The sequence below is a fragment of the Rhodococcus sp. 06-470-2 genome (genome assembly GCF_002258235.1).
In the GTDB taxonomy this organism is placed as follows: Bacteria; Actinomycetota; Actinomycetes; order Mycobacteriales; family Mycobacteriaceae; genus Rhodococcoides.
In genome coordinates this window covers 189,907-202,852 of record NZ_NOYB01000004.1, presented here as the reverse complement: position 1 = coordinate 202,852, position 12,946 = coordinate 189,907, and the positions used below count along the sequence as shown (strand labels likewise).

At 64.1% G+C, this 12,946-nt stretch carries 14 protein-coding genes; 8 read left to right on the top strand and 6 right to left on the bottom strand.

Annotated elements, in window-relative coordinates; translation table 11 throughout:
* Window positions 1-933 precede the first annotated feature (933 nt).
* The 5 genes from CH276_RS02450 (at window position 934) to CH276_RS02430 (ending at window position 4,173) form a co-directional block, all read left to right on the top strand.
* Window positions 934-1,257, top strand: coding sequence for a putative quinol monooxygenase (locus CH276_RS02450; RefSeq protein ID WP_200893158.1), 324 nt, complete (start codon window positions 934-936; stop codon window positions 1,255-1,257).
* A gap of 109 nt (window positions 1,258-1,366) precedes the next feature.
* Window positions 1,367-2,236: a lipase family protein gene (locus tag CH276_RS02445; RefSeq protein WP_217901405.1), complete on the top strand. Its 870-nt coding sequence runs from the start codon at window positions 1,367-1,369 to the stop codon at window positions 2,234-2,236.
* Window positions 2,131-2,550 carry a lipase family protein gene (locus CH276_RS28335; RefSeq protein WP_254924283.1) on the top strand — a complete coding sequence of 140 codons (420 nt, stop codon included), beginning with the start codon at window positions 2,131-2,133 and terminating at the stop codon, window positions 2,548-2,550. The genes CH276_RS02445 and CH276_RS28335 overlap by 106 nt, the downstream gene beginning before the upstream one ends.
* A 341-nt stretch (window positions 2,551-2,891) precedes the next feature.
* The gene (locus CH276_RS28330; RefSeq protein WP_176459068.1) at window positions 2,892-3,062 is read left to right on the top strand and encodes a hypothetical protein; all 171 of its coding nucleotides are present in this window, start codon (window positions 2,892-2,894) and stop codon (window positions 3,060-3,062) included.
* A gap of 82 nt (window positions 3,063-3,144) precedes the next feature.
* Window positions 3,145-4,173 carry an LLM class flavin-dependent oxidoreductase gene (locus tag CH276_RS02430; RefSeq protein WP_032394649.1) on the top strand — a complete coding sequence of 343 codons (1,029 nt, stop codon included), beginning with the start codon at window positions 3,145-3,147 and terminating at the stop codon, window positions 4,171-4,173.
* A gap of 19 nt (window positions 4,174-4,192) precedes the next feature.
* Here CH276_RS02430 and CH276_RS02425 read toward each other — a convergent pair whose 3' ends face one another.
* Window positions 4,193-4,900, bottom strand: coding sequence for an enoyl-CoA hydratase-related protein (locus CH276_RS02425; RefSeq protein ID WP_045194528.1), 708 nt, complete (start codon window positions 4,898-4,900; stop codon window positions 4,193-4,195).
* Window positions 4,901-5,015: 115 nt separating this feature from the next.
* Between CH276_RS02425 and CH276_RS02420 the strand changes: the two genes are divergently transcribed.
* Complete coding sequence (locus tag CH276_RS02420; protein WP_045194529.1) at window positions 5,016-5,285, top strand: DUF7218 family protein; 270 nt, start codon at window positions 5,016-5,018, stop codon at window positions 5,283-5,285.
* Window position 5,286: 1 nt separating this feature from the next.
* Here the strand turns inward: CH276_RS02420 and CH276_RS02415 are convergent, their stop codons facing one another.
* The 4 genes from CH276_RS02415 to CH276_RS02400 all read right to left on the bottom strand — a co-directional run bounded on the left by CH276_RS02415 (window position 5,287) and on the right by CH276_RS02400 (window position 9,592).
* Complete coding sequence (locus CH276_RS02415) at window positions 5,287-5,775, bottom strand: SRPBCC domain-containing protein (RefSeq protein ID WP_094631022.1); 489 nt, start codon at window positions 5,773-5,775, stop codon at window positions 5,287-5,289.
* A gap of 7 nt (window positions 5,776-5,782) precedes the next feature.
* On the bottom strand, window positions 5,783-6,832 hold the full coding sequence (locus CH276_RS02410) for a helix-turn-helix domain-containing protein (protein ID WP_254924258.1): 1,050 nt from the start codon (window positions 6,830-6,832) through the stop codon (window positions 5,783-5,785).
* A 9-nt stretch (window positions 6,833-6,841) separates the two neighbouring features.
* Window positions 6,842-7,813 (bottom strand): alpha/beta hydrolase, encoded by a 972-nt coding sequence (locus CH276_RS02405; protein WP_094631023.1) that lies wholly within the window; start codon window positions 7,811-7,813, stop codon window positions 6,842-6,844.
* Between the two features lie 90 nt (window positions 7,814-7,903).
* Window positions 7,904-9,592, bottom strand: coding sequence for a nitroreductase family deazaflavin-dependent oxidoreductase (locus CH276_RS02400; protein ID WP_094631024.1), 1,689 nt, complete (start codon window positions 9,590-9,592; stop codon window positions 7,904-7,906).
* A 119-nt stretch (window positions 9,593-9,711) separates the two neighbouring features.
* On the opposite strand from CH276_RS02400, the gene CH276_RS02395 reads away from it, so the two are divergent.
* On the top strand, window positions 9,712-10,299 hold the full coding sequence (locus CH276_RS02395; protein WP_254924259.1) for a TetR/AcrR family transcriptional regulator: 588 nt from the start codon (window positions 9,712-9,714) through the stop codon (window positions 10,297-10,299).
* A 97-nt stretch (window positions 10,300-10,396) separates the two neighbouring features.
* On the top strand, window positions 10,397-12,016 hold the full coding sequence (locus CH276_RS02390) for an MFS transporter (protein WP_094631026.1): 1,620 nt from the start codon (window positions 10,397-10,399) through the stop codon (window positions 12,014-12,016).
* Here CH276_RS02390 and CH276_RS02385 read toward each other — a convergent pair.
* A complete protein-coding gene (locus CH276_RS02385; RefSeq protein WP_094631027.1) occupies window positions 12,009-12,905 on the bottom strand; it encodes a glucose 1-dehydrogenase in 897 nt (298 codons plus the stop codon). The genes CH276_RS02390 and CH276_RS02385 overlap by 8 nt on opposite strands.
* Window positions 12,906-12,946: the final 41 nt, after the last annotated feature.

Genomic DNA, 12,946 nt, shown 5'->3' with positions numbered 1-12,946 from the left:
AGGGCTTGTCACACCAGTGGAGGCACCGGCATCATGAACCTGCCGGACACCGACACGTCAGGTCGTACACAGACCGACACGTGAGGTCGTCCACCGATACACGGTGACAGCGCGAAAGATGCTGTGGCGCAGTATATGCAGGGCTTACAGGTAACGCTGCATATCAAGTTCGGTCGTATTGTTCCGAGTTCGCGAGGAATGAGGCAGGCTGGGGGTGCGCCCGCGACGTCGGGCGCGGACCCACTGGGCTGACAGACTGACTCGGTGCGTCACAACGACTTGTCGAAGCGATTGTTGAGTGCCACGTGGTCTCCCTCGCTGGGATTCTGTGGGTGCGCCAGTACGGCAACCATATTGAACACCCTTGACGCCCGATGCCGTGACACGTTCACGGTCGTCGGCCTGAAGCGCCTGGATGGCTTCCGATGGCGACGCCGCGCACACTATCGTCGAGACGTATCCGCTTCCGATCCAGCCCTCTTACTGGGCAGGAATGAACATGTAATCCTCGAACAATCGCATACCACACGGTCTCATGTTGACGTTTTCAGACAATCCACATGGAGCTCCGCGTCTGTCCTGATCAAGCGGGGATGTGGACTCTCGCGCACGATGAAGTGAAGACGAGCGCGGCGAAGACAATCCCGGGTGGGGCTGTCGAATGTCCTTGCCACGCAGACGAGGAGTGCTGACGAGACTGGTCGAACGGGTACCTTGCACATGTCGCAGTCGGCTGCGGCTACCCGCATCGCAGATGCACTCGGGCGCAGTACGGCAACAGTTTCCGGTATGGCGAACCGAATATTTTCTTCGTCCTGCGGCTGCCAGTAGCGTGCCCAGTCCGTCACGGATCCGCACCATCGTCGATTGTCCGACCCATGCTGCATGATCGCCGTGAACCGCAACTGATGGTCAGTCGAAAGGAAGCTCTCCATGGCAGCCGAAACCGCCGTCCTGTCCGGTGTCACCGTCATCGTCTCTCACAAGACCCTGCCGAACCAACGCGACGCCGTCCGAGCCCTCTGGGAAAAGCACATGGCACCGGCCGTCCTCGACAACCCCGGACATCTCGCCTACTACTACGGTCTCGACGTCGACGATCCCGATGGCATCACAGCCTTCCAGCACTACCGCACCGCCGAAGACGCGCTCACGTTTCTCCAGCAACCCGCCTACCGGGCGTACGAACGTGAAGTGGCACCGCTGTTGGCCGGCGCACCACAGGTGCGCAGCCTCGTCCCGACGTGGATCAAGTAGGTAAGTAGCGCCATGATCGTGATGGCGATCCGTGCACGCGGCCACCGCACTTGTTGCGGCGGAGCAGCGAATGCGGATTGGTGCGCAGCGCCGCATACTTGCTCGCGAGATGAAACTCCCACGGGTCACCTTCGCTTCGTTCGCCCTTGCCGGGGCGCTCGTCATGTCGGCTGCACCCGTCTCGGCGGCTCCCGTCGCTGCCGATTTCTACGGAGCGCCCGTCGTCGGCCTGGAGGCGTATGCACCCGGGTCCATCGTGCGCCGAGAACCAGTGCCGCAGCTCGACCTCCTGGGAGCACGCACCGAACGCATTCTGTATCGATCGGCCGATCCCCGCGATCGTGCGGTGGCGGTGTCGGGGCTTCTGGTGACACCGACTCGGGCGTGGGACGGTGCCGGACCCCGGCCCGTGATCGCCTATGCGCCAGGAAGTTACGGGGTTGCCGATCGTTGCTCGGGGTCGACCCAGCAGGGACTGACAACCACGATGCCGGCACTGCTCCCACTGCTGGCGCAGGGGTACCAGGTGGTCACGACGGACTACCAAGGGCTCGGAACCCCGGGTGAGTACGAGTTCCTGGGCCGGGTCGCCGGTGCCCGTGCACTGCTGGACGCGGCACGGGCCGCAGCACATGAGACCGGCGCGCCCGTCGTGCTCTACGGATACTCGGCGGGCGGCGTCGCATCGGCCGCCGCCGCAGAGTTCGCATCCACCTACGCGCCCGAGTTGTCCGTGGTCGGGGCCTTCGTCGGTGCCGCTCCGACCGATCCGGTGGTCCGCGTCGAAGGCCAGGACGGCTCCGCATGGGCCGCGACGATGCTGTACACGATCGACGGTCTGATCGGCGCACACACCCCGACCTCGCCGACCGGATCCGCGCCCTCTTCAACGATCGCGGACGTGCGGCTCTCGATGCGGCACAGGACTTCTGTACCACCGACGCGCTCGCGTACGGACCGCTGCGATCCGAGGATCTGACTGCTGACGGCTCGTCCCTGGGAGAACTGATGACCGGGCCCGTGCTGGGGCCACTGACCGTGGCGAACACCGTCGGGTTCACCGCGCCCGTCGCGCCCGTGATGATCGTGCACGGCGTCCACGACGCGTCCGTCGAGATCGAGCAGAGCCGACTGCTCGCGCAGCGTTGGCGCGCCGCGGGTGCCGTGGACATCACCGTCCGCGAGTTCGATTTCGGAACCGAGCTCGTGCCGGAGTTCGACCACACGGCCACGAACGTCGCTGCCTACCCCGAGGTGATCGGGTGGATCGATCGACTTGTCGCTCGGGCGTGATGCGACGCGCAACAGGTGGTAAGTGACGTAGATCACCCGTGACCGATGTGTGCTTGCTCGCGTTCGATTCGACTCACTTTCGACAGCTACCAGGTGCAGGGCGTACCGGAAAGCCTGCTGCATCAGATAGCGGACCGACAGAACATGATCACCATTGGAAACGAGGCCACACCATGAGCAACCGCAGAAGTCTCTCCAGCCGACTCTTCGAGGGTCTCGGCCGCATCACATGGGGCTACGGCAAGCGAAAGCTGGAGGAACGGCGCGCACGCAAGCGCGGACAGCGATAAGCCGAACGGTGGGTGTCCGATTTCGGCACCCTCGGTCGGTACGGTGCAGGGATGGACGGATTCGAGGTAGGCGACGGAGTCACACCGCTGATCGGGCCCATGGCAGGTATGTACGGAACCGTGGTCTGGTTCTACGAGGACAAGCAACAGTTGCTCGTTCGCTTCGGCGCTTCCCAGCAGATGTACTACGCGGCAGACGAGCTGAAACGATGGGGTGAGTAGTCGCCGGCTCGACCCAGATCGGAATAATTGAATCTTCACCGATGCTGATGGAGTCGACCAACCCGAATCGAAAGGTCCCACCATGCATCTGGGCGTAGACAGCTTCGTCTCTTCCGTGACCGATCCGACCGACGGCCGGGTGATCGCTCCCGAGGAGCGAATGGGTCACCTGCTGGAAGAGATCGCCCTCGCGGATCAGGTCGGACTCTACTCGTTCGGCATCGGCGAGCATCACCGCAGCGAGTACTACGATTCGGCTCCGTCGATCATTCTTGCCGCGGCAGCCGCGCGCACCGAGAACATCCGACTCGGTAGCGCAGTCAAGGTGCTCAGCGCAGACGATCCGGTACGGGTGTTCCAGGAGTTCGCCACCCTGGATCTGATCTCCAAGGGCCGGATCGACCTGGTCGTGGGACGTGGATCCTTCACCGAATCGTTCCCGCTGTTCGGCCTCGACCTGGCCGATTACGACTCGCTCTTCGCCGAGAAGCTCGACCTCCTGCTGCAGATCCGCGACAACGTCGAGGTCACCTGGTCCGGTCGGCACCGCCCGGCGCTGACCCGCCAGGGTATCTACCCGCGTCCGCTGCAGGATCCGTTGCCGATCTGGGTCGGCGTCGGTGGAACGCCCGAATCCTTCGCTCGCGCAGGGCTTCTCGGGCTCCCTCTGATGATTGCCATCATCGGCGGAGAACCTCGACAGTTCGCCCCGCTCGTCGATCTGTACCGTCGCGCCGGAGCGCAGGCGGGCCACCCGCCGGAGCAGCTGAAGGTGGGCCTGCACGTGTTCGGCTTCGTCGCCGAGACCACGACGGCCGCAGCCGACACCATCTACCCCGGCTGGAACGAGATGTTCACCAAGATCTCTCGGGAACGTGGATTCGCTCGGCCCAGCCGGCAGCAGTTCGATGCCACCTCCGGTCCTAACGGTGCGTTCTTCATGGGAGATCCGAAGACGGTGGCGGACAAGATCCTGCGAGTGAGCGATCAACTGGGAGGTGTGGACCGGCTGTCGTTGCAGATGACCAATCCGCGACTGGCGCACAGTGACCTGTTGCGCGGGATCGAACTCCTCGGCACCGAGGTCGCTCCTCTGGTCGCAGGTAGTTAGCGCTGCGCTGGCGGCTCGGTCAGTTCGAGGCCCATTCCATTTCGTCGACGCCTGCGACAGGCGTCAGAAGAGAACGGATCTCGGCCGAGTACATGGTGCGTTTGATCTCGCCCAGGACGTCACCGCGGGTGCCGGCCAACTCGGCTGCGCGCGCGATGGCGTCCTCGCGCACCCGCTCCTGCGTCGAGACCGCGTCGACCAGGCCGAGCGCCATGGCGTCGCCACCGCCGTACCGGCGGCCGGTCGTCAGAGCCTCGTGGAACGCATGTGGAGCCAACCTGGCACGCACCATGTCGACGGTTCCCGGGCTGTACGTCGCACCGATGTTCACGCCGGGGAAGCAGAGAAATCCGCGATCGGATCGCATGATCCGGTAGTCGTGCGCCATCACGAAGAACGCGGCACCACCGTAGGTGTGTCCCTGCATTGCCGCGACGGTTTGCATCGGAAATGTCAGGAAGCGCACCAACATCTCCTGCACCGTCCCGATGAATCGGTTGATCTGGTCGAGGTTCTCGGCACCCCAGGACAGATCGACTCCCGTGGAGAAGAACTTTCCCGTCGCCGTCGTGACCAGCGCAGCAGGACCCGTTCCGGTCTCGATTTCGTCCAGAAGCGCGTTGATCTCGGCAACCCAGTTCGGGCTGATGCGGTTCTCGGTATCGTCCACACCTCGACTGCCGAGGTTCAGCACGAATACGTCGTCGAATCGTTCCAGGTATGGCATATCCCGAACGTACCCATTTTCTGTTGTTCTAGCTCACAACGAGGGAAGCGTCCGTGTTTGCCCGGGGGCGAAGCGGGTAGCTGTACGAGCACTATCGACGGAACGGAGGGCCAATATGCCGACCAACGACGATCAACCACAGCTCAAGGACCAGGATCTCTACGAGAAATTGCGCGAGGACGGAAACTCGAAGGAGAAAGCCGCCCGCATCTCGAATGCCGCAGCAAAGAAGGGGCGAGACCAGGTCGGCAAGAAGGGCGGAGAATCCGGATCCTACGAGGACTGGACGGTCGACGAATTGACCGACCGAGCCAAGGAATTGGGTCTCGAGGGCTACTCGAAGCTGAACAAGGAAGAGCTCATCGACGCGCTACGCAGTCACTGATTCACTGCGGGCGAAGCGACGCGTAGTACTCCTGCAGCGACGGGTAGTAGTCGTCGAAACTCGGCAGCGGGGCGTCGTCCCTGGATGCGACGAGCATATCCAGGTAGTACTCCCAGCCGGGACCGATGTCGCCCAGACCGTCCGTGCTCTCGCAACTGTGCACCAGAACGACGACCGTCGAGCCGTCCCTGTCGGCGAGGCGAACCTCGAGCGGCCACTGCATCACGTCGAGCGTTCGCACAGCCAGCCGGCTGGGCGGCTCACACGCTTCGATCGCCATGTCCGATGCAGGCTCGCCCTCCTCGAACCGCATCGTGACGCGAACGGTGTTCTCCGAGATGCGCTCCCACGGCCCGAACCACCTTGCCGTTCGCGACGATTCGGTGATGCTGGCCCACACGTCCTCGCGCGGAGCGGCGATGGTCCTGGTCAGCTCGAGAGCGAAGCCGGTGTCGGTGCTGCGCAGCGTGCCCGTGGGCGTCGGTTCCATCGAGTGATTATGCGACTGCGGTGTCGCTGCCGTCGAGCACCATCATCATTGCGGTCGCGCGGGCACGGTGTTCGATCGAATCGACCGGGTACCCCACTGCTTCGGAAACCTTCGCAAGTCGGTGCGCCACGCTGCTGTGGTGCAGGTGCGTTCGGTCTGCTGTCGCCCGAAGACTTCCGGATCCCAGGTACGCGCGAAGCGTGCCGAGCAACTCCCGGCCGTGAGGCGTGGCGCGCAGTTCGTTCGCGCGCACGAGGTCGGGAATGTCGCTGATTGTCAACGAACTTCTCCTGTCCAGCAGGTTCAGTGCACCGAGCCGATCGGCGATCACGACGGGTCGGTACTCACTTGCCTGCGCCAGGGCGAATCGAGCATTCCCGAGGTGTCGATGGATATCGTCGGCGCGCAGGGCAAGGGAGACACCTAGATGGGAGCAGCCGACCGGCGGTGCGGGCGGTTCGTTCGTCAGGAGGTAGAGGACGTGGTCGTCGACCGTGATCGGTACCGACCGACCGGCCGTCGGCGAGGCAGGTCCCGGCGGGGAGTCCGCGGCTGACATGGCCACTCTCACTCGGTCGGTCGGTTCGATGTGCAAGGCGGTCAGCGAGCTCAGCAGTGCGATGTCGTCCACAGGGAACAACACCGAACGGGTGTGTTCGGCAGCGGACGGACTGTGCCGTGGTACCAGAATGACGGCTGCGGTCAGGGCCATTCGATCGACGAGCATGTCGTCGAGAGCGAGCGCGGGACCTGCGCGCTCGATCCACACCGAGCCCATCACGACGTCGTCGACGACAACGTCTTTGGCTGCCGACCGCTCGCCCGCGGCCTGAGTCAGCCAGCGGCCCTTCGGATCGCACCGCGCACGCTGGCGGTGTCCGCCGGACGTCCCGACGACGTCGATTCCGACCACGCAATCGGCGAGAGCAGCGCTGGCGCGGAGCATCGCGGTGGTGTCGGCGCCGTGTCTGATCAGTGCGTCGAAATAGTCGATCACGCGCACCAGGCCCGCGGAGTCGGCATCGAGCTCCGCGAGCCGGTACATCAGTCCTTGCATGAAGCGACGCTACGAGGCGGGTACGCGAAGGCGCAAGACCCTACGCAGGGCGTCCAACGCTTCCGCATGTCCGCGCTTGCTCACCTCTGCTGTCGCCAATAGCGCGGATCCGTGGAAAGTGCCGGGGAAAGAATGCAATTCGACGCTCACGCCTGCCTGCAGCAACCGCACCGCGTAGTCGATGCCCTCGTCACGAAGCGGATCGAGCTCCATGGTCGAGACGTACGTCGGTGGGAGTCCGGCCAGATCGGTGGCACGAGCGGGAGCGGCGTAGATCGAGACGTTCGGGTCGTCCGGTCCGCTGTACGACTCGCCCAGGTAGTACTGCCACGACAGAATCGCGTTGGGCCGGTGCCACATCGGTGTGTCGACGAATTCCGTCATCGACACGGTGTGCAGTCGGTCGTCGAGTTCGGGAATCTCGAGCAATTGGAACGCCACCGGCACCACGCCCTCGTCTCGAGCCCGCAGCACCGTTCCTGCCGCCAGGCCGCCACCGGCGCTCTGACCGCCCACCGCGATTCTGTCCGGGTCCACGCCCAGTTCGTCCGCATGAGAGTGGATGTACGCCACCGCCGCGTAGCAGTCGTCGAGCGGCCCGGGGAACGGCGTCTCGGGGGCGAGCCGGTACTCGACGTTGGCTACTGCGAAACCGAGTTCACGGACGACGTCCACGCAGTAGGGATCGCTGGACGCGGCTGTCCCGATGGCGAATCCGCCGCCGTGGATCCACACCAGCACGGGCAACGGTCCGTCGACGTGCTCCGGTGTGAAGAATCGAACGACAACGTCCGGTGCACCGTCGAGTCCAGGGACGGCGAGCTCGCGCAGGGAAACTCCGTCCATGGACAGGTCGGCGAGCATGGCGTCGACAAGTGCGGTGAAGGTCGATCGTGCTGCGGGAAGGTCGCCGAAATCGACACTCGGGAGCATCGTGACGGCTGCGGCGAGTTCGGGGTCGAGAGTGGGGAAATTGGTCATGAACCCATAGTCGGCACAATTGTGTCCTGTGTCACTTGTCGTATGGAGGAAGTGCAAGCGGTGCCGTCCGACGGGTGTCGGACGACGAACTCAATCGTCGTACTCGACTCGCACCGACACCGGATCGGTCTGGAGCGCTCGGAAGCCCGCGCCGATGAGGCGTCCGAGCACCGGATTGTTCGAGAAGGATCGCGCTCGGAGCGCGACGTCGTCGTCGGGAACGAACGTTGCTGTGCCGGTACGCCACCGGCTGCCCACACGAATTCTGATTCTGGGTTCGTCGGTGATGTTGGCTCCCCAACCGGATCGGGTTCCGTGCTGGGAGATCAGCCAGGCTCCGGTCTCGTCGAACACTGCCGACACCGGTACCTGCCTGCGCAGGCCGGACTTGCGGCCGACGGTCTCGATATCGGTGACCAGGGAGGTTCGGACGCCGATCGACGTGAGTCCGTTGACGACCGGATTCGCGATGTGCTTGCCGATCCAGCGCTCGCGGCGAAACTTCGTCGCGGCAGCAGATGTCTCGACCCGAGCGGAGCCCCGGCGATTGCGGAACGCGTCCCAGCCGTTGCGCTGCATCATCGTAGCCGCAGTCTTCCATGCCGGACGGCTCGAATTCGGTTGCCGCCCAGCACCGATGAGCTGTAACTGGTCGGTGTGCCACTGCAGATCGAGAGCGCCGTTGATCTGCTTGAACGCACTGGATTTCGACGGGACGCGCAGAGCCACGCGCGGCGATTCGACCCGGTCGAGAGTGCCGTCGACCAGAGAGTTCGCGACGGCAGGGGTGAGGGCGGTCGGACGGCCGAGGCCCACCATGTCGCACTCACCCGATTGCACTGCCGCATTCATCACCGAGCGGGTACGGAAGCCGCCGGTGACCGCCAGTGGCACGCTTGCGGCCGCGTCTCGCACCGTCCGCGCGTACTCCAGGAAGTACACCTCGCGATCGCGGGTGCTCGCGGTGCCCATCATTGCCGGTGATTCGTAACTGCCACCGCTGATTTCGATGAGATCTATGGATTCCCGAACGAGATGCTCGACGGTGATGCGTGATTCTTCCTCGCTGAACCCGCCGCGTTGGAAGTCCGCCGAATTCAGCTTGATTCCCACTGCGAAACTCGGCGACACCGCGGCTCTGATTGCGCGGACGACTTCGAGCACGAATCGCATCCGTCCGTCGAGGTCGCCACCCCAGGCGTCGTCGCGTCGATTGGACAGCGGCGACAGGAACTGCGACACCAGGTAGCCGTGCGCCCCGTGGATCTGGACGCCGTCGAAGCCGGCCGTCTCGGCCACAGCCGCCGCGGTGGCGAATCGGCCGATGAGGTCGTGGATCTCGTTCTCGCTCAACGCCCGAGGTGCCGGAATCCCCGGGATGTTGGGTGCGATGGCGGATGGCGCAACGGGCTTGGTGCGGGTGACGAGCGGATTGGCCTGTCGACCGGGGTGATTGAGCTGCATCCAGATGGGTGCACCGCCGTCGGACGTCGCTTTCGCCCAGCGGGCCAGCGCATCGCGGTCGCGGTCGTCTTCGATGACGACATTGCCCGGTTCGCCGAGATGGGACCGGTCGACCATCACGTTGCCGGTCACCACCAGGCCGTAGCCGCCGGCACCCCAACGGCGGTACAGCGTCTCGAGGCGCGAGTCCGGGCCGTGCTCGGCGGTGGACAGTCCTTCGCTGAGAGCTGCCTTCATCACGCGATTCGGCAGGATCTGCCCGCAGGCGAGGGTGAGCGGACTGCTCAGGTCGATCACGTCGGTGTCAGGGGACATGGCGTTGCTCCGGTTCCTGGACTGCGACTCCAGCTATGATGGACAACATAGCTACAGAGGGACTGTAGATGTAACGAGTCGTCACGTCAATCATTGTGGCGTCCTCGGGAGGGGTTGGGATGGCGAATCGAAGCAGTGCTCGGGACGACATGTTGCGCAGCGCCGCACACCTGTTTCGTCGACGCGGTGTGGACGCGACCTCGCTGGCGGACGTCATCGATCACGCGGGCGCACCGCGCGGCTCGATCTATCACCACTTTCCGGGCGGCAAACCTCAGTTGGTGGAAGAGGCGACCCGTACTGCGGGCGCCGCGATGAGCGCCATGATCTCGGCCGGCCTGGCTTCGGCCGGTCCGTCTGCGACCGTGCGGGCGATTCTGGACGGATTCCGCGGCGAACTGCTGGCCACGGACTTCGTGGCGGGCTGTCCTGTCGCGCCTGCTGCGCTCGACGGGTTGCATGCGCCGCGGGCGGTGGCCGCGGCAGGGGAGTCCTTCTCGTCCTGGGAGGACGTGATCGCGGCGTCGCTGTGGCAGCGCGGATTGACTCGCGAGCGATCGTACTCGTTGGCGACATTCGCGATCGCCGCCATCGAAGGTGCGCTGATCATGGCCAAGGCGCAGCGCTCCACGGCGGCGTTGGATCGGACCGAGGGGGAGCTGTCGGCCCTGCTGGAGGCGGTACTGGAGGCGTCGGCCGGCCGCTGACGTCGGTCAGGATGGGCGGCCGGTATTGCTATAACTGACAGTTACAGCTAACTTTCCTTCAATAACTATGCCGATCGTCATAGTGGAAGGAAATCAGATGTCGTCTCCCACCACCTCCCGTCATCTGGCGGATGTGCCGCAATTTCGACGGCGATACCTCGCGCTGATCGTCATCTGCGCGGCCGAGCTGCTCGTCGTGCTGGACAACACCGTCGTCAATGTCGCCCTGCCCTCGATGGGGCTGCAGCTGCGTGCCGACATCAGTGGGTTGCAGTGGGTGGTCGACGCCTACACGCTCACGTTCGCGGGATTGCTGCTTGCGTTCGGTCATCTCGGTGATCGCTACGGTCGGAAGAAGATCATGGTGGTCGGGCTGGCCGGTATCGCGGTGATGTCGGTGGGCGGTGCCGTGGCCGCCGATCTCGGGCAGGTGGTCGCGGCCCGAGCAGCTATGGGTGTGTGTGCGGCCGCGGTGTTTCCGGCGACCCTTGCCCTTATCATCAACATCTTCACCGACGCCAAGGAGCGAGCGCTGGCCATCGCGGCCTGGACTGCCATGGCCGGGTTTGCCATCGCCATCGGCCCGACGGCGGGCGGATTCCTGCTAGAGCATTTCTCGTGGCACTCGGTGTTCTGGATCAATGTCCCTGTGGCACTGCTCGTTCTGGTGGCTGCGCTGGCTTGCGTGCCGGAGTCGAAAGCAGAGCACGTCGGTAAGTACGATCCTCAGGGCATCGCGCTGTCGTTGGCGGGCATCACGGTGTTGGTCTGGGCGATCATCGAAGCGCCACACAACGGTTGGTTGTCTGCTACGAGCATCGGAGCCTACCTGGCAGGATCGGCTGCCATCGTCGCATTCGTCTGGTGGGAGCTGCGAACACCGTCTCCGGTGCTGGATCTAAACCTGTTTCGGAACCGGCGATTCTCACTGCCCGCCTTGGCAATTGCCGTGGCGTACTTCAGTATGTTCGGCTTCCTGTTCATGATCACCCAGTATTTCCAGGGTGTGATGGAGTTGACCCCACTGCAGTTCGGTGTCCACTCGCTGCCCTTCGCGATATCCATCGCAATCGGTGCGCCGCTGGCGACGATCATCGCCCAACGCATCGGAACCACGGCCGTGATCGTCTTCGGTTTGGTGGTGATGAGCATCGGCATGTTCATCGCAGGGCAGGTGAAGGTCGAAACGCCCTATCTGGGGCCGGTTCTCGTCTCGATGGTTCTGATGGGCCTCGGCTTGGCGATCGTGCAGGGCCCTGCCACCGAGTCGATCATGTCCTCGGTGACGCTCGACGAGGCAGGTGCAGGATCCGCGGTGAACGACACCACCCGCGAGATCGGCGGAACTCTCGGAGTTGCCGTGCTCGGGTCGATCGTCGCATCGGTCTACACCGCACAGGTGAGTCCGAAGATCGATGCGATTCCCGACGCGATCATGGAGCCGTATCAGAAGGCGTTCGCTCGCGAGACCGTCGTGAGCGTCATCGAGATCGTGAAGGCACCCACGAACCCGATCTTTGCGACGCAGAAGGCCGACCTGATCCACGCGATGAAGGCGGCCTCGTTGGAGGGCTTCCAGCTCGCGTCGTTTGTCACCGTTGCGGCTGCGATGACGTGCGCGATCGCTGTTGCGCTGTTCCTGCCGTGGCGACGCCCCGAGGGGAGCGGTGTGCTTCTGGCGTGGCGTGAATCCAAGGACGCCGACGGGGTCAGTTGAACGGCGTTCCGCCGGTGACGGCGATGGTCTCGCCGGTGATGTAGCTCGACTCGTTCGATGCCAGGAACACATAGGACGGAGCCAACTCCGCGGGCTGGCCCGGGCGTCCGAGCGGTACGGTCTCACCGAACTTCTCGTACTTCTCGGCCGGCATCGTCGCGGGAATGAGCGGCGTCCAGATCGGTCCGGGTGCAACAGCATTGACACGGATGCCACGCTCTGCAAGATCGCCGGCGAGGCCTTTGGTGAAGGCCACGATTCCTGCCTTGGTCGTCGCGTAGTCCAGCAGTTCCGGAGAGGGATTCGATGCCTGAATCGAGGTCGTGTTGATGATCGTCGATCCTGCGTCCATGATTTCGGCAGCGCGTTTGGAGATCCAGAACAAGGCGTACAGGTTGGTCTTGAGTACCCGATCGAACTGCTCGGTGGTGATATCGGCGATGCCGCCCATCTGAGCCATTTGGAAAGCGGCGTTGTTGACGACGATGTCGAGCCCGCCGAGTACCTCGGAGGCGGTGTCGACCAGCTGCACGCACTGGGACTCGTCGGTGAGATCGCAGGCGATGGCTCTACCGGCGCGCCCGGCTCCTTCGATGAGGTCGACAGTGGTCTGCGCGTCCGGACCTTCGGATTCGAGGTGTGCGATGACCACGTCGGCACCCTCGCGTGCGAATGCAAGTGCAACAGCACGGCCGATGCCCGAGTCGCCGCCGGTGATCAGTGCTTTGCGGCCGTGCAGTCGATCCGATCCACGGTAGGAATTCTCGCCGTGATCGGGAGTGGAGACCATGTCGCGGGTCAGTCCCGGGTGCTCGAGGCGAGCTTGCTCGGCCCGGTCGGGCATCGAAAATGCGGTGGTCGGGTCGGACTTGCTGAACTGGTCGGACATTGTCGATCCTTGCCTCGGTGTGCGTGAAATGCTCCACGCGG